The following is a 14,818-nucleotide window of genomic DNA, read 5'->3' as shown; positions in this document are numbered from 1 at the left end:
GCACTCCTCATCGTTACGTCAACCGGACAACAGGCGGATGACTCGGCGGGCGACCTTGCGAGGGCGGGCCAGGCGGCGGGAGAGGCGGTATCCGAGGGTTCTTCTGTAGGCGGTGGCCCTGCGCTGCGTCCTGCGCAGGCGGGACTTCGACCTGACCAGCTCGCGTTCGCGGTAGGTCAGCTTGGTCTCCAGGCGGGCGATCCTGGCCAGGGCGGCGGTGAGCTGGTCGGCCAGGCGGTCGCGGGCGCCGAGCAGGTCACGGTAGGTGGGGGCCTGCTCGGCCGGCTCGGCGGGCTGGCCGAGCTCGGCGTCGAACTTCCTGGCCCGGTCGAGGTCGTTCCGGTCGCATGGCCGCCCGGCCATGCCGCACAGCGTCAGCGCGAGCTGGTCGGCCTCCAACGGCCACGGCCACGGATGGTGGTGCCCGGCCGCCAGCAGCCTGTCCGCGAACCGCCACAGGATCCGGCAGAGCACGACGCGCGGCTCGGGAGGCATGGACGGCGCCGCCGCGGGGCTGATCGCGGCGAAGCGCGTGCCGTCGTGGACGAGGCTGTCGGCCGCGGCCACGACGGCGCCGCCGCCCTCCAGCCACTCGGCGAGACGGGCGAGCAGGTCGCGTACGGCTCTGACGTCCTCGCGGGCGCAGGCCTCGACGAGGATCTCCTCGACGACCCGGCCGGTGGGGATCCGGCGCTCGTCGCCGTCGGGCAGCCGCCGGGTTGCCGTGCCGGTGAACTCGTACAGGGCCGCGCCCTCCTCGATCAGGCCCAGCGGCAGATCGCCCTCGACGCCTGGGGTGACCGGCGGGCGGGTGGCGACGGCGACCCAGAGCGGCGCCAGCTCCTCGCCCAGGCGGTGGCGGAACACCACGCGGGTCAGCCGCAACGGGTCGGCCGCCAGCATCCGGTCGCCGCCGCGCGCGCTGAGCGGGAACGTGAGCGCGTCGGGCAGGTCGCCGGCCAGCGCCTCGCTGGCCAGCAGCGCGCGCGGCGCCTGGCGTCCGGGGTAGGCCGCGTAGCGGCGCTGCACGACCAGACCCGCGGACTCCAGGCCGCGGTCGACGGCCAGCGGCCCGCTGGGGTAGCCAGGGTCGAAACCGTGCGGCGCCCACTGGTCGTCGCCGCCCTCCCGGTCAGCGGGCCTGGCCTCGATGAACCGGTCGATGCCCAGGTCGTTGCGTACGCCGAGCACCAGCCGCCCGCCGGGCGCGACCAGCGCCGCGAGCGCGGCCACCGACTCCTTCCACCCGGCGGCCGGCGCCTCGGCGGAGTGGGTGCGCGCCAGCCCGTCGATCGCGAGAACCAGGTCGTACGGCTCGTCGGCGTCCAGCATCTCCAGCCGGCCGCAGAACACCTCCAGCCCCGGGTGCCGCGAGCCGAGCGCGCACGCGTCGGGGTAGGAGCGCACCAGCGTCGCCGCCTCGGAAGCCAGCGCGACGACCTCGTCCACCAGCGCCTGTGGATGCGGCCCGACCAGCAGGACCCTGCCGCTCGCCGGGGTCATCCGCCTGACCAGCTCGAGTGCCGCGCCGCGCCAGTCCGTGATGCCGCCCATGTTGGACAGGTCGGACCACAGCAACATCTCGCCGCCGATCAGCCGGACGTTCTCGGGCGCCTCGCTCATGCGCGTGCTCATGACCTCGCTCCGTGCCCGGTCGCCGGGGATCCACAGCGCACCCGCTTCCATCCGAACATTCGCCGCAGCTCCTCCGGTGTCGCCTGATAGTCGAAACCCAGCTCCTGCCTCGCCGTCTCCGCTGCCAGCCCGGGGTCGACGGTCGTGCCGTGCAGTTCGGGCCAGAGCCTCATGCGGCGCGCCGCGCCGCCGTATTCCGGCCGTTCGTCCTCGAACTGCATCGGATCGCCGTACACGGCCACTTCGCAGCCCACCGACGCGCCGTAGAACAGCGCGCTGCCGAGCCTGTTGGAGGCCACCCTGCGGTGGCGCCGCAACTGGCGCAGTTGCTTGCGCAGGAAGTCACGCCCCTTCGCATCCCAGCGGGATCCGCGCTCGCCATGGCAGATGACCCGGAAACCTTTCGACTCGTACGCCCGCCGAATGTCCGGATTTGCGAACTCCAGCCAGTAAAGGCAGACCGTGACCGGGTCGGTCTCGACATCTCGTATTTCATCGGCAAGTCGACCATGGTCACCACTGACGGAATGCTTCTCCCATCCATGAAAGGGATACCAGATCGTACCTTCACGATCGGGAACCACGCCCAAGTCCGGCTCGAGGTGAAGGAGGTAAATCCACGGCGCGCCGATCAGATAGTGCCCCCGGCGGCCCATGGACCAGCCACGGCGGCGCAGCGCGTCCGACCAGATGAAACGTGGATAGCCAGGGCTGCACCAGTGGTCGTTCGGGGGAAATCCGTGGAGATAGTTCCATCCGTGCTGGAGAAACCCCTGGATGCGCTTCGGCAGCTCGTCCGGCAGGCCGCAATATTTGCCGAGAATGCGGGAGTGTCCGTACCAGTGATTGGATTCGTCCATCATTTCCCCCGTACGGTTGGCGTGTCCCAGCCGACATTCCCAGCCCTCCGCACAGCCCACGCGTCGTTATACGCTTCCATTACCCACCACGGGGCCTTGGTTTCTCCTCACCTGTCGATCGCGGATACACTGGGTCGCGCCTTGAGGACAGAGAGTGAGTGATCATGAGTCATCTCGACCGCCTGCGGGCCACCTTCCGCATGGCGCTCAACCTGCCTGACGGCGCCGACGTCGACGGGCTCGAATACCGTGCCATCCCGCAGTGGGACTCCCTGGCCCACATGGCGTTGATCGCCGCGATGGAGGACGAGTTCTCCGTCATGATCGACACCGACGAGATGATCGACATGGGCTCGTTCGCGAAGGCGGCCGAGCTGCTGGAGAAGCATGGCGTCGGCGCTGCCGCCCGCTGAGGCCAGGGTCACCCTGGTCACGGGTTCGACGGCGGGCATCGGCCGGGCCATCGCGACCGCGCTGGCCGCCGCCGGTCACGACGTCGTGCTCCACGGCCGCGACGAGGAGCGGGCCGCGAAGGTCGCCGCCGACGTGGCCGCCGAGACCGGCGGCCTGACCGGCTCCGTCCACGGCGACGTGGCCGATCCCGGGCTCGTCTCGGCCATGATGCGGCGCATCTACCAGCGGCACGGCCGGCTCGACTCCCTGGTGATCAACGCGGGCGTGCACGCCGCGGGGCTGCTCGGCATGGTCCGCCCCGACACCATCGGCCGCCTCTTCGAGGTCAACGCGATCGGCGCCACGCACACCCTGCAGGCCTCGCTCCGGCTGCTGCGCCGGGGCACCAGCCCCGCCGTGGTGCTCGTCTCCTCGATCATGGGCCGCGCGGGCGGCGCCGGCCAGGCCGTCTACTCCGCGACCAAGGCCTCGATCATCGGCCTCACCCTGGCCGCCGCCAAGGAGCTGGGGCCCGCCGGCATCCGCGTCAACGCCGTGGCGCCCGGCTACATCCAGACCGACATGCTCAGCACGCTCGACGAGCACACCCGCACGGCCACGGTCGCGGCGACCCCGCTCGGGCGCCTCGGCAGGCCGGCCGACGTCGCCCGTGCCACGGCGTTCCTGCTCTCCTCCGACGCCGGTTTCATCACCGGCCAGGTCCTCGGCGTGGACGGCGGGCTGGTGCCGTGACCACGCCCACGCCCCGCTCCCAGCCTCCCCACGGGCACAACCCGCGCTCGCTCCACGGGTGGGCCGCGGGCCACGGTGCCCAGGAGCCCCCGTTCCCCCACCCGGAGGCCCGGCTCGTCGTCGCGGGCGACGATGCAGCGCTCTCGGGCGGTGAGCTGGGTGACCACATCGACCGCGCCGCCGAGGCCCTGGCCCGGCTGCGGCCGGGGCCGCTGTTCTGCGGGATGCGCAACAACCTCGGGTCGGTGCTGCGCTATCTCGCCGCCTGGCGCTCCGGCCGGCCGATCGCGCTGCTCGACCCCGACCTGCCCGTCGGGGCGCTGGCCGACCTGGCGGGCCGGTTCCGGCCGGCCGCGCTGCTCGGGTTCACCCACGCGGCCGACGGCTCGTCACCGCGCCCCCCGCGGGCGCCACGGCCTCCGTCCCACCGCGACGCGGGTCACGCGCCCGAGCCGCATCCCGACCTGGCGGTCCTGCTCGCCACGTCCGGCTCCACCGGCAATCCCCGGCTCGTCCGCCTCTCGCGCCGGGCCGTGCTCGCCAACGCCGCCGCCATCGTCACGGCGCTGTCCATCGAGCCCGCCGAGATCGTGCCCACCAGCCTGCCGCTGCACTACAGCTACGGCCTGTCGGTGCTCAACAGCCACCTGATGGCGGGGGCCACCGTCGTGCTGACCGAGGCGGGGCTGCTGGAGCGCTCGTTCTGGACCCACCTCGACGCCCACCACTGCACGTCGCTGGCGGCCGTCCCCTACCAGTACGAAATGTTGCGCCGGCTACGTTACGACCGGGCCGAGCACCCCGCGCTCGCCACGTTCACGCAGGCGGGCGGGCGGCTCAGCGAGGAGCTGGTCAAGGAGTTCGCCGCTCAGGCCGACCGGTTCTTCGTCATGTACGGGCAGACCGAGGCCACGGCCCGCATCGCCGTCCTGCCTCCTGACCGGCTCGCCGACAAGCCGGGCTCGGCCGGGCTCGCCATCTCCGGGGGCCGGCTGACCATCGACGCCGGAGAGGTCGTCTTCCACGGTCCCAACGTCATGATGGGCTACGCGGAGACCGCGGCCGACCTCGCGAGGGGCGACGACCTCGGCGGGGTGCTGCGCACGGGCGACCTCGGCCGGCTCGACCCCGAGGGGTTCCTCCACATCACCGGGCGGCTCAAGCGCATCGCCAAGATCTTCGGCGTGCGGGTCAACCTCGACGACGTCGAGCGCCTGCTGGCCGCCTCCGGACCGGCGGCGGCCACCAGCGGCGACGACCGGGTCACGGTGTGGACGGAAGGGCTCGACGCGGCGGGCTGCGCGGGGCTGGCCCGGCGGCTCGGCGCGGAGTTGCGCGTGCACTGGAGCGGGTTCGACGTCCGCAGCGTCGACCGGCTCCCCCTCCTGGCCAACGGCAAGATCGACTACCGCGCGCTGGAGTCCCACGCATGACCTCGGGCGTGTTCACGCTGGGCGGGGCCGAGCGGGAGGCGGTGCTGGCGCCGGCGCTGGCGGCGCTGACCGAGCGGCACCGGCAGGCGTGCCCGCCCTACGACCGGATTCTCGACGCGATCGGCGCGCGGCCTCCCTACGAGCGGGTGGCCGACCTGCCGTGGTTGCCGGTGCGGCTGTTCAAGACGCACGAGTTGCGCAGCGTACGCGAAGACCAGGTGTTCAGGGTGCTGACGTCCAGCGGCACGACCGGGCAGCGGCCGAGCCGGGTGTTCCTCGACCGCGAGGCGGCGGCCGCGCAGACCCGGATGCTGGCAGCCACGTTCAGAGGGCTGCTGGGCGAGCGGCGGCTGCCGATGCTGGTCGTCGACAGCCGCTCCGTGGTGCGTGACCCGGCGCTGAGCGCGCGCGGCGCCGGCGTGCTCGGGATGATGAACTTCGGCAGGGACCACACGTTCGTGCTCGACGAGCGGGGCCGGGTGGACGCGGAGGCGGTCAAGGGCTTCCTGGCGCGGCACGGCCGCGAACGGTTCCTGGTCTTCGGGTTCACGTTCATGGTCTGGCTCCACCTGCGCGGCCTCGGCGCGGACCTGTCGCAGGGGGTGCTGATCCACTCGGGCGGCTGGAAGCGGCTGGCCGAGCAGGCGGTGGACAACGCCGGGTTCCGGCGGCGGCTGGCGGACGAGTGCGGGCTGAGCCGCGTGCACAACTTCTACGGGATGGTCGAGCAGATCGGCACCGTGTTCCTGGAGGGGCCGGACGGCGACGGGCTCTACTGCCCCGACTTCGCCGACGTCGTGATCCGCGACCCGCAGACGTGGCAGGAGGCGCCACCCGGCGTGCCGGGGCTGATCGAGGTGGTCAGCACGCTGCCGACGTCCTATCCGGGGCACGTCCTGCTGACGGAGGACGTGGGCGTGGTGCGCGGCGTCGACGACGGGTGCCTGCCGGGGCGCCGGTTCGAGGTGCTCGGCAGGTTGCCGCGGGCCGAGGCGCGGGGTTGCAGCGACACGTTCGGGCAGGGCGGCTGATGCCGGGCCCGGAGGTGACGGTCAGGTTCCCCGCCACCGCGCCACCCGTCGAGGGGGTGCCCGTCGAGGTGCTGCTCGGGCAGGTGCGCGGCCGGCTGGAGACGGGTGACGAGCGGGTCCGCGCGTTCCTCACCGCGTTCGGCAGGCGGCTGCTGCGGCCCGCACTGGCACGCCGGCATCCCGAGCTCGGCTCGCTCGGCTTCTTCCTGCGGCCCAGCGAGCTGGCCCGCACGGTGGAGGGGCTGGCCGGCGAGCACGTACGCGTCCCGCGCGGCCTGGTCTTCCACGTCCCTCCCGCGAACGTCGACACCGTCTTCGTCTACTCGTGGGCGCTGTCGGCCCTGATGGGCAACCGCAACATCGTGCGCCTGTCGCCGCGCTCGGGCCCGGTGGCCGGGGTCATCCTCGACACGCTGCACGAGGCGCTGGCCGAGGCCGACCCGGTGATCGGCGCCACCCAGCGGATCGTCTCCTACGACCGCGACGACGCCGTGACCGCCGCGCTCTGCGCCGCCTGCGACCTGCGGGTGGTGTGGGGCGGCGACGCCACCGTGCAGGCGCTGCGGCGGCACCCGCTCGCCCCGCACGCCCGTGACCTGGCCTTCCCCGACCGGTCGTCGTTCGCGGTGATCCGGGCGGCGGCGTGGTCGGGCGCGCCCGACGCGGCGCGGGTCAGGGTGGCCGAGGGGTTCGTCAACGACGCCTACTGGTTCGACCAGGCGGCCTGCTCGTCCCCCAGGACCGTGTTCTGGGTGGGGACGCCGAGCGACTGCGACGCGGCGCGGGCCGGCTTCGCCGAGCACGTCGCGCGGGTGCTGGGCGAGCGCGGGTGGGAGGTCGATGCGGCGATGGCGGTGGAGAAGCGGGTCGCCGCCTACGGGCTGGCCGCCGACGGGGTGGCGGAGCGGGTGGAGTTCCGGGGCAACGCGCTGGCGGACGTGACGCTGGCCGAGGGCGCCGCGCCGCCCAGGCGGTGGCTGGGAGCGGGGACGTTCACGCACGCCAGGATCGGCGCGCTGGCGGAGCTCGGCGCGCTGGTCGAGCGGCGCGACCAGACGATGACGCATTTCGGGTTCGCCGGGGCGGAGCTGGACGAGCTGGCCAGAGGGCTGGCCGGGCGAGGGGTCGACCGGATGGTGCCCGTCGGCGGCGCGCTGAGCTTCCACCGGGTGTGGGACGGCGTCGACCTGCCCGCCGAGTTCACCCGACTGGTGACCGTGACCCGATGACGCTGGCGGCGCCCGAGAGCACGCAGGTCCGCCCTCCCGGCTCGCCGGGGCGCGGGTTCGGCCCGGGCTGGGCACCCGCCCTGCTGGTGGGCGCGGGCACGGTGGCCGCGCTGCTGTGGTGCGGCGTTCCCGCCCGTGACCTGGCGGCCTTCGCGGCGTACGTCGGCGCCGGCGTGGCGCTGCCTGGGACGCTGCTGTGGCGGGCGCTGACCGGGGGCGGCCGGACGCCGGCGGAGGATCTCGCGGCCGGGCTGGCGCTGGGATACGCGGTCGAGGTGCTGGCCTACATCCCGGCCCGGGCCGCGGGGCTGCCGCTGCTGGTGCTGGCGCCGCCCGTGGCCGTGGTGTGCACCTTCCTCTGCGTGCCGCGCCTGTGGCGGCACTGGCGTGGGGCGCCCGGCCGGGAGCGCGTGCCGGGCTGGTGCGCCTGGGCGCTCGCCGCGGTGGCCGGCTACCTGGTGGCGTGGTGCGTGATCTCGCTCCACCGCCACCCGGTCTCCAGCGCGTACGTCGACATGCCCTACCACCTGGCGCTGGTCGGCGAGGTCAAGCACCACGTGCCGCCCACGCTGCCGTCGGTGCTGGGCGAGCGGCTCTCCTACCACTGGTTCGTCTACGCCGACATGGCGGCGACGAGCTGGGTCACCGGGATCGAGCCGGTGACGCTGGTCTACCGGCTGTCCACGCTGCCGATGATGCTGGCGATGGTCATGCTGGTCGCGGTGCTCGGACGCCGGCTCGGCGGGCGCTGGGGGGCGGGGATCGCGGCGGTGGGGGTCACGTACTTCCTGTTCAGCCCGGCGTTGCAGGAGGGCGTGAGCTTCACGTCGCGGTCGATGTTCACCGCCTGGGCGAGCCCCACGCAGACGTTGGGGGCGCTGCTGTTCGCGCCCGTGGTGCTGATGCTGGCCGGCGGGCGGCGGAGCTGGGTGGCGCTCGCCGTGCTGCTGCTCGCGCTGACCGGGGCGAAGGCCACGTTCCTGCCGTTGCTGCTGGCGGGGCTGCTGCTGGTGATGGCCGTGCGCGGGGTGGTGGAGCGGCGGGTGCGCGCGGAGCAGGCGGCTGCCGCGGGCCTCACGCTGGTGTGCCTGCTGGTCGCCCAGTTCGTGGTGTTCGGGCGCGGCGCCCAGGGCACGGCGGTCGCGCCGTTCGCCACCATGCGCTCGCTCTGGGGGTCGGTGGCGGACATCGGGATGCCGGAGCTGGCGTCCGTGCCTGCCTGGCCGCTGGTGGTGCTGACGGCGGTGCACCTGTTCTGCCTGGCGTGCGTGTGGGGCGGGGCGGCCGCGCTGGGGCGGCGGGCGCTGGAGCCGCCGATGTTGCTGGTGCTGGGCATCGGGGCGGCGGGCGTCGGCGCGGCCGTGGTGTTCGGGCATCCGTCGTTGTCGCAGCTGTACTTCCTCGAAGGCGCGCGTCCCTACCTGTCGATCGCCGCCGTGTGCGGGGTGCTGGCGGCGCGGCCGGTGCCGTGGCCGATCGTGACCTGCCTGGTGGGGATGGGTGCGGGCGCCGCCCTGCTGGTCTCGGCTCCCGGCGTCGGCGGCGATGTGCTGGCGGCGGTGGCGGTGCCGTACGCGGTGCTCGCGGCGGCGGCGTTGCCGCTGTGGCGGCGGGGGTTCGGGCTGGCGGTGGTGGCGCTGCTCGCGGGGTACGCGCTGCCGGAGTCGGCGCGCGACGTGGCCGCGCACGTCATCCCCGAGGAGGGCGAGCGTAAGCGGGAGATCCCCGACGGGGCGATGGAGGCGGGCCGGTGGCTGCGCGATCATTCGTCGCCGGGCGACGTGGTGGCCACCGACCTGCACTGCCGCCCGGTCACGGAGTCGCCGTGCGACAGCAGGCACTACTGGGTGGCCGGGTTCACGGAGCGGCGGGTGCTGGTGGAGGGGTGGGCGTACGCCGAGAGCACGTTGTCGCGGACCCCGCTGTTCAGGGCGTCCTACCTCGACGTGCCGTTCGCCGATCCGGCGCGGCTGGCGGCGAACGACGCGGTGTTCCAGCGGCCGACGGCGGAGAACGTGCGGCATCTCGCCCAGAAATATGGCGTCAGATGGCTTTTCACCGACAAAAATCGGAAGCTGGAGAGATTCGCCCAGCTGCGTTTCCGGAACGAGAGCTCCTCGGTCTACGAGCTTTTCTGAAGGTAAAGATAATGCCCTTTCATGGAACGATGACGAGAAACCGCGCCCGTCTCGCTCGACATCCCCCGCACCATTTTCGTGGAGCCACGGCCACGAGATAACAGATGGGGATTCTATGAACACGCGTGCCGCCCTGGAGCCGCGCCCCAGCCTCGCCGATGACGCCGCCAACCGGCTGGCATGGGTGGACATCGTCATCCCCGTGCTCAACGAAGAGCGCGCTCTGCCGGGCTGCGTACGCACGCTGGCCAGGTTTCTCGACGAACGTTTCCCGCTGCCCTGGCGCATCACGATCGTCGACAACGGCAGCACCGACGGCACCTGGGGGGTCGCCACCGCGCTGGCCGGGGAGTTCGACCTGGTGCACGCCCGCCGGCTCGACATCAGGGGCAGGGGCGCGGCGCTGCGGGCGGCCTGGCGCGACAGCCCTGCCGACATCGTGGCGTACATGGACGTCGACCTGTCCACCGACCTCGACGCCCTGTTCCCGCTGGTGGCGTCGGTGGCCAGCGGGCATTCGGAGATCGCCATCGGCACGCGGCTGGCGCACAGCGCGCGCACCCGCCGCTCGCTGCGCCGCGAGGTCGTGTCGCGCGCCTACAACGCCCTGCTCAGGTACGGTTTCGGCGTCCGGTTCAGCGACGCCCAGTGCGGCTTCAAGGCGGCCAGGACCGACGTGGTCAGGCCGCTGATGGACAAGGTCGAGGACGACGCGTGGTTCTTCGACACCGAGCTGCTGCTGCTGGCCGAGCACAACGGGCTGCGCGTGCATGAGGTGCCGGTCGACTGGATCGAGGACACCGATTCGCGCGTGCGCGTGGTGCGGACGGCGCTCGACGATCTGAAGGGGCTGGCCAGGGTCGCCTGGTCGATGTCGACGGGCCGGGCCTCGGTCGCGGTGCGGCGGTCGGAGCCGAGGCCCACGCATCCGGACGCGGTGGTCACCCGGCCGCGGGCGGTGACGCTGGCGAAATTCCTGTCGTTCGCGGCGATAGGTGTCTTCTCCGTCGTCCTGTACACCCTCATTTATCTCCCGCTGCGCGATATATGGTCACCGGCCATGACGAATCTCGGTGCGCTCGTCCTCACGGGGATCATCAACATCGAGGCCAACCGCCGATGGACCTTCAGGAAACGCACCACCGTGCATTTCCGAGCATTTCTGCTCTTCCTCGCGAACTATGCCCTCACCACCGTGGCCGTGCTCAAGGTGCCCCCAGGCTCCGGGCGGCTGGCCGAAGTGGGCGTGGTCGTCGCCACGTACTGCCTGCTCACCCTGATCCGCTTCACGGCCCTGGACCGCTGGGTCTTCCCGAGGAAATGATCGATGGAGACGACTGAGATCCGCCGCCTGATCGAGCTCGAGGACAGCCACTGGTGGTATCGCGAGCGCCGGGCCATCCTCCGCCGGCAGCTGCGCGAGCTCGGCCCGCAGCCCGCCCCCTTGAGGCGGGCGCTGGACATCGGCGCCGCTGGCGGTGGCAACACCCGGGTGCTGGTCGAGGCCGGCTGGGACGCCACCGCCACCGACTACAGCGAGACGGCGGTCGAACTGGCCAGGGAGCGCGGGCTCAGGGCCGTGCACGCCGACGCCAGGGCGCTGCCGTTCGCGTCGGGCAGCATGGGGCTGGTGACCGCCTTCGACGTGCTCGAGCACATCCGCGAGGACCACCTGGTCACCGAGGAGATCGCCAGGGTGCTGGCGCCCGGCGGGCACGCCCTGATCGCGGTGCCGAGCGACATGGCGCTGTGGTCGGCGCACGACCACGCCGTCGGCCACGTACGGCGTTACGGCCGCGAGTCGCTGGTCAGCGTGGTACGCCGCGCAGGGCTGACCGTCGACCGGGTCTGGAGCTGGAACGTCCTGCTGCGCCCGCTCGTGCTGCGGCACCGGCGCCGGTCGGCGGGCAGCGACCTGAAGAGGACGCCGTTCCTCGTCAACGCCGGCCTGTCGGCGGTCGTCCGCGCCGAGAGGTATCTGCCGGTGGGCTCGCGCAAGGGCGTCTCGCTGTTCCTGCGTGCCCGGCTGGTATGAGGACAGTGCCCGGAAAGTGATGTGCGGGCGGCACTTCCGGGGGTGGCGATGGCTCTAGGCTGTCTTCTGTGGTGATCCAAGCCGTGCTCGCAGCCTCGCTGGCCCTGACCTCCACGACCTCGCTCCCGGCCCAGGCGGCCGTCGACTGCAAGCGGGTCAAGTGCCTGGCGCTGACGTTCGACGACGGACCGGGCGCGACCACGCCCGCCGTGCTCAAGACGCTCAGGAAGGCGGGCGCGAAGGCCACCTTCTTCCTGGTGGGCAAGCAGGTGGAGAAACGCCCGAAGCTCGCCAGGCAGATCCTGACGCAGGGGCACGCGATCGGCAACCACACCTACGCCCACGCCTCCCTGCCGTCCTACAACGACGACAGGATCCTCGACGAGCTCAAGGTCACCCAGCGGGTGATCGAGAAGGCCACGGGGCACCGGCCCGCGATGTTCCGCCCGCCCTACGGGCACACCGACGAGCGGGTGCTGAATCTGGCCGCGCAGACGGACCTCGCGCAGGTGTTGTGGACGGGCACGACGCTCGACTGGAAGCTGCGTGACCCGAAGAAGATCAAGGCGGCCGTGCTGAGGCTGGCCAAGCGCGACGGCGTGCTGCTGATGCACGACGTGGTCCCGGCGACGGCGAAGGCCCTGCCGGGCGTCGTCAAGGAGCTCAAGAAGCGGGGTTACCACCTGGTCACCGTGCCGACGCTGCTGCGGGGCAAGCGGCCGGTCGCCGGCGAGAGCTACCCCTAGCCGGCCTGGCGGGCGTCATGGCGCTCCCGGGAGGCGGCGACGCAGGCGCGGTGCCGGCGTGACCAGTTGGTGGGCATGCGCCGGCCATGGGCGAACTGCTCGCGCGTCGTCTCATGACACCATGACCTCGCGGGAAATGACCGTAGAGAGCGCACACTAATCAATGGCAAAAATATCTGCCCGCTCGGCGGCAAGATTTATAGCACACCTGACAGGTGACGGTCAAAGCAACAAATCCGGATCGAATCCTTAGTGGTCAAGCAGGTGGTGAGTTCATGCCTGGCCAGGTGATCGACGCCGGGTTGGACGAGGACTGACCGTTCAGAGCGAGCAAAGGACACATCACCCACCAATTCGGCCAAGCCACCGTGGATTCCTCCTTCGGCGTCCCTCTCCATGGTTAAGAATGTGGCTGAAGTGCCATGCGCACGTCAGCGATCGGGGGAACGCCGCGTCGCCGGATCGGCCACACCCGCGCCCGTGATCGCGAAGCCACGCGACAGGAGCCATCATGGGGTACCCGCCAGGTGGGCGGCAGCCGCCACCATTCGGATACCAACAACCGCCACAGCACCACCAGCGGCCATGGCCCGGTGCGGGGCAGGCCCCACCCGGCGCTCCATTCCAGCGGCCGCCCGCACCGCAGGGCAAGCCCGGCCCGATCAGGATCGTCCTCGGCGTGCTGATCGCCGGCTTCGGGCTGGTGTGCACGCTCGTGGGCGGCGGGGTCATCGCCAAGGCGATCTCCAACAGCAACCAGAACATTCTCAACAAGCAGTACGTGACGAACTTGTGGCGCAACCTGCCGGCGGAGACCCTGTTCCCCGCGACGATCGGTATGTGGGATCCGCAACGGCGCGACCAGTCCGGCAGTAAGGGCTGGACTCGAGCCGCCCTGTCGTCCGAAACCTCGTGCGGCAAGGCCCTCGCCGGCACGCTGGCAGAGGAGGCGGCCGAGCGTGGCTGCATGGCAGCGATGCGCGCCAGCTACGTCAACGACTCGGGAGGGACCGCAGCTACCGTGGTCATCATCGCGTTCGGCAAACCCGACGCCGACAACGACCTGGATGCCATCCTTGACCAAGCGCAGCACGACAAGCGCGACTACGGCATCCGGGTTCTGGCCGCGCCCGGCACCAAATGGACGAACAGCGCGCGGGCGGGCAGCGGCGCCTACTCGGTGCAGGTCCCGAATGCACAGCTGTTCGTCGCTGCCACCGCAGGCCCTGTCGACGGGCGTCGACCGGGCAAGATCCCCCAGCCTTGGGGTGATCGAGACGGCGACGACAACGCCGATCGGGCACCGTGGGCCAAAGCGTCCGACGGCCTGTCCGAGAGCATCTCCGCCCATCTGGCGGCCCAGATCGACAAGGCGAGACCGTGATAGGCAAAGGTGTCGTCTCGGCCATACTGACCGTTCCCCTGCTCCTTACCGCGGCCGCGCCGGCCCGCGCCAACGCGCCGACCGGCTGGGAGCTCAACGTCATGGACGTCCCCGAGGCTCACCAGTCGAGCCAGGGGGACAACATCACGGTCGCGGTGCTCGACACCGGGGTGGTGGCCACGCACCCGGAGTTCAAGGGGCGGGTGACCAGCGGGCCCGACTTCATCGGCGGGGGCGCAAAGCCGGGACAGTCGTACTGGGGCAAGCACGGCACCGCGATGGCCTCCAACGTCCTGTCCGTCGCGCCCAAAGCCCGCGTGCTGTCCGTAAGGGTCATTCATGACGACGAGGACCCCGCCCGGGTGGACTTCACAGAAGCCATGAAAAGGTTGGCCGAGACCGGCAAGCCCAGCAAAGCAATGCTGGAAGGGCAGCGAGCGTTGTCCGAGGGCATCCGCTACGCGGTCGACAAGGGCGCCAAGGTCATCTCGATGTCGTTGGGCACCGACGAGCGGAACCACTTCTTCTCCTATCAGGAGGATGTCGCAGCGGCGGTCGACTACGCCATCGGCAAGGGCGTCATCCTGCTCGCCGGCGCGGGCAACGGTGGGCGGCCACACGACAGTGACTCCAACAACATCGTGTCCTACCCGGCCGCGCACGCCGGGGTACTCGGCGTGGCCGCCGTCAGCCCGGAGGGGCGGCGCGCGGAGTTCTCACAGGTGCGCTCGTACATCGCCATCGCCGCGCCGGGCGTAGGCATCCGCAGCGCCCACAACACCGGCGGTTATCGGGTGATCCAGGGCACCTCGCCGGCGTGCGCCCTGGCGGCGGGCGCGGTGGCGCTGATGTTGTCGCGCAATCCCGATCTGAGCCCGCGGCAGGTGCGCGACATCCTCGTCCGCACCGCCACGAAGCCCCCGAACGGCTACACCCTGTTCCTCGGCCACGGAATGGTCAACGCGGACCGCGCGGTGCGGGCGGCGGCCACGACCAAGGGCGCCGAGCCGAAGGCGGCGGCGTACGAAGGGGAGAAACACTTCGGCGGCGGGCCGGTCGACTCACCCATCGCCCATCCCCCGCTCGACCAGGAATACCTGCTCATCGGAGGCGTGGGGCTAGGAATCGGGCTCCTGTGCTTCACCGGCACGTTCTTCCTGGTACGGCGGCGGCGCGCCTGA

13 protein-coding genes are annotated in these 14,818 nt (G+C 71.7%); 11 read left to right on the top strand and 2 right to left on the bottom strand.

Translation table 11 applies throughout. The features are described from left to right. Window positions 1–18 precede the first annotated feature (18 nt). Together ABGB14_RS26835 and ABGB14_RS26830 are read right to left on the bottom strand one after the other, a co-directional pair. Entirely contained in the window at window positions 19–1,635 is a 1,617-nt protein-coding gene (locus ABGB14_RS26835) for a hypothetical protein (protein WP_347646580.1), read from the bottom strand. After that, window positions 1,632–2,495 (bottom strand): hypothetical protein, encoded by an 864-nt coding sequence (locus ABGB14_RS26830; RefSeq protein WP_347646579.1) that lies wholly within the window; start codon window positions 2,493–2,495, stop codon window positions 1,632–1,634. Before ABGB14_RS26830 ends, ABGB14_RS26835 begins: the two co-directional genes overlap by 4 nt. A gap of 164 nt (window positions 2,496–2,659) precedes the next feature. Between ABGB14_RS26830 and ABGB14_RS26825 the strand changes: the two genes are divergently transcribed. The 11 genes from ABGB14_RS26825 to ABGB14_RS26775 all read left to right on the top strand — a co-directional run bounded on the left by ABGB14_RS26825 (window position 2,660) and on the right by ABGB14_RS26775 (window position 14,818). Next, a complete protein-coding gene (locus ABGB14_RS26825) occupies window positions 2,660–2,908 on the top strand; it encodes an acyl carrier protein (RefSeq protein WP_347646578.1) in 249 nt (82 codons plus the stop codon). Next, a complete protein-coding gene (locus tag ABGB14_RS26820; RefSeq protein ID WP_347646577.1) occupies window positions 2,883–3,641 on the top strand; it encodes an SDR family oxidoreductase in 759 nt (252 codons plus the stop codon). The genes ABGB14_RS26825 and ABGB14_RS26820 overlap by 26 nt, the downstream gene beginning before the upstream one ends. Further along, entirely contained in the window at window positions 3,638–5,074 is a 1,437-nt protein-coding gene (locus tag ABGB14_RS26815) for an AMP-binding protein (protein WP_347646576.1), read from the top strand. The genes ABGB14_RS26820 and ABGB14_RS26815 overlap by 4 nt, the downstream gene beginning before the upstream one ends. Continuing rightward, window positions 5,071–6,105, top strand: coding sequence for an acyl-protein synthetase (locus ABGB14_RS26810; protein WP_347646575.1), 1,035 nt, complete (start codon window positions 5,071–5,073; stop codon window positions 6,103–6,105). The genes ABGB14_RS26815 and ABGB14_RS26810 overlap by 4 nt, the downstream gene beginning before the upstream one ends. Next, complete coding sequence (locus ABGB14_RS26805; protein WP_347646574.1) at window positions 6,105–7,334, top strand: acyl-CoA reductase; 1,230 nt, start codon at window positions 6,105–6,107, stop codon at window positions 7,332–7,334. The genes ABGB14_RS26810 and ABGB14_RS26805 overlap by 1 nt, the downstream gene beginning before the upstream one ends. Then, entirely contained in the window at window positions 7,331–9,472 is a 2,142-nt protein-coding gene (locus ABGB14_RS26800; RefSeq protein WP_347646573.1) for a hypothetical protein, read from the top strand. Before ABGB14_RS26805 ends, ABGB14_RS26800 begins: the two co-directional genes overlap by 4 nt. Before the next feature lie 115 nt (window positions 9,473–9,587). Continuing rightward, window positions 9,588–10,796 carry a glycosyltransferase gene (locus ABGB14_RS26795; RefSeq protein WP_347646572.1) on the top strand — a complete coding sequence of 403 codons (1,209 nt, stop codon included), beginning with the start codon at window positions 9,588–9,590 and terminating at the stop codon, window positions 10,794–10,796. Between the two features lie 3 nt (window positions 10,797–10,799). Then, on the top strand, window positions 10,800–11,507 hold the full coding sequence (locus ABGB14_RS26790; protein ID WP_347646571.1) for a class I SAM-dependent methyltransferase: 708 nt from the start codon (window positions 10,800–10,802) through the stop codon (window positions 11,505–11,507). 68 nt (window positions 11,508–11,575) lie between these two features. Beyond that, on the top strand, window positions 11,576–12,253 hold the full coding sequence (locus ABGB14_RS26785; protein WP_347646570.1) for a polysaccharide deacetylase family protein: 678 nt from the start codon (window positions 11,576–11,578) through the stop codon (window positions 12,251–12,253). A 679-nt stretch (window positions 12,254–12,932) separates the two neighbouring features. Next, window positions 12,933–13,637, top strand: coding sequence for a hypothetical protein (locus tag ABGB14_RS26780; protein ID WP_347646569.1), 705 nt, complete (start codon window positions 12,933–12,935; stop codon window positions 13,635–13,637). Continuing rightward, on the top strand, window positions 13,634–14,818 hold the full coding sequence (locus tag ABGB14_RS26775; protein WP_347646568.1) for a S8 family serine peptidase: 1,185 nt from the start codon (window positions 13,634–13,636) through the stop codon (window positions 14,816–14,818). Before ABGB14_RS26780 ends, ABGB14_RS26775 begins: the two co-directional genes overlap by 4 nt.

The organism is Nonomuraea sp. B10E15 (assembly GCF_039871615.1).
Lineage (GTDB): Bacteria > Actinomycetota > Actinomycetes > Streptosporangiales > Streptosporangiaceae > Nonomuraea.
Note: the sequence above shows the minus strand (reverse complement) of the source record. Positions and strands in the feature narration are given on the sequence as shown.

Bases quoted from the DNA above. Each gene is read 5' to 3' on its own strand.
- ABGB14_RS26820 (WP_347646577.1), top strand. From the start codon at position 2,883: ATGGCGTCGGCGCTGCCGCCCGCTGAGGCCAGGGTCACCCTGGTCACG.
- ABGB14_RS26800 (WP_347646573.1), top strand. From the start codon at position 7,331: ATGACGCTGGCGGCGCCCGAGAGCACGCAGGTCCGCCCTCCCGGCTCG.
- ABGB14_RS26790 (WP_347646571.1), top strand. From the start codon at position 10,800: ATGGAGACGACTGAGATCCGCCGCCTGATCGAGCTCGAGGACAGCCAC.
- ABGB14_RS26825 (WP_347646578.1), top strand. From the start codon at position 2,660: ATGAGTCATCTCGACCGCCTGCGGGCCACCTTCCGCATGGCGCTCAAC.
- ABGB14_RS26795 (WP_347646572.1), top strand. From the start codon at position 9,588: ATGAACACGCGTGCCGCCCTGGAGCCGCGCCCCAGCCTCGCCGATGAC.
- ABGB14_RS26810 (WP_347646575.1), top strand. From the start codon at position 5,071: ATGACCTCGGGCGTGTTCACGCTGGGCGGGGCCGAGCGGGAGGCGGTG.
- ABGB14_RS26805 (WP_347646574.1), top strand. From the start codon at position 6,105: ATGCCGGGCCCGGAGGTGACGGTCAGGTTCCCCGCCACCGCGCCACCC.
- ABGB14_RS26835 (WP_347646580.1), bottom strand. From the start codon at position 1,635: ATGAGCACGCGCATGAGCGAGGCGCCCGAGAACGTCCGGCTGATCGGC.
- ABGB14_RS26830 (WP_347646579.1), bottom strand. From the start codon at position 2,495: ATGGACGAATCCAATCACTGGTACGGACACTCCCGCATTCTCGGCAAA.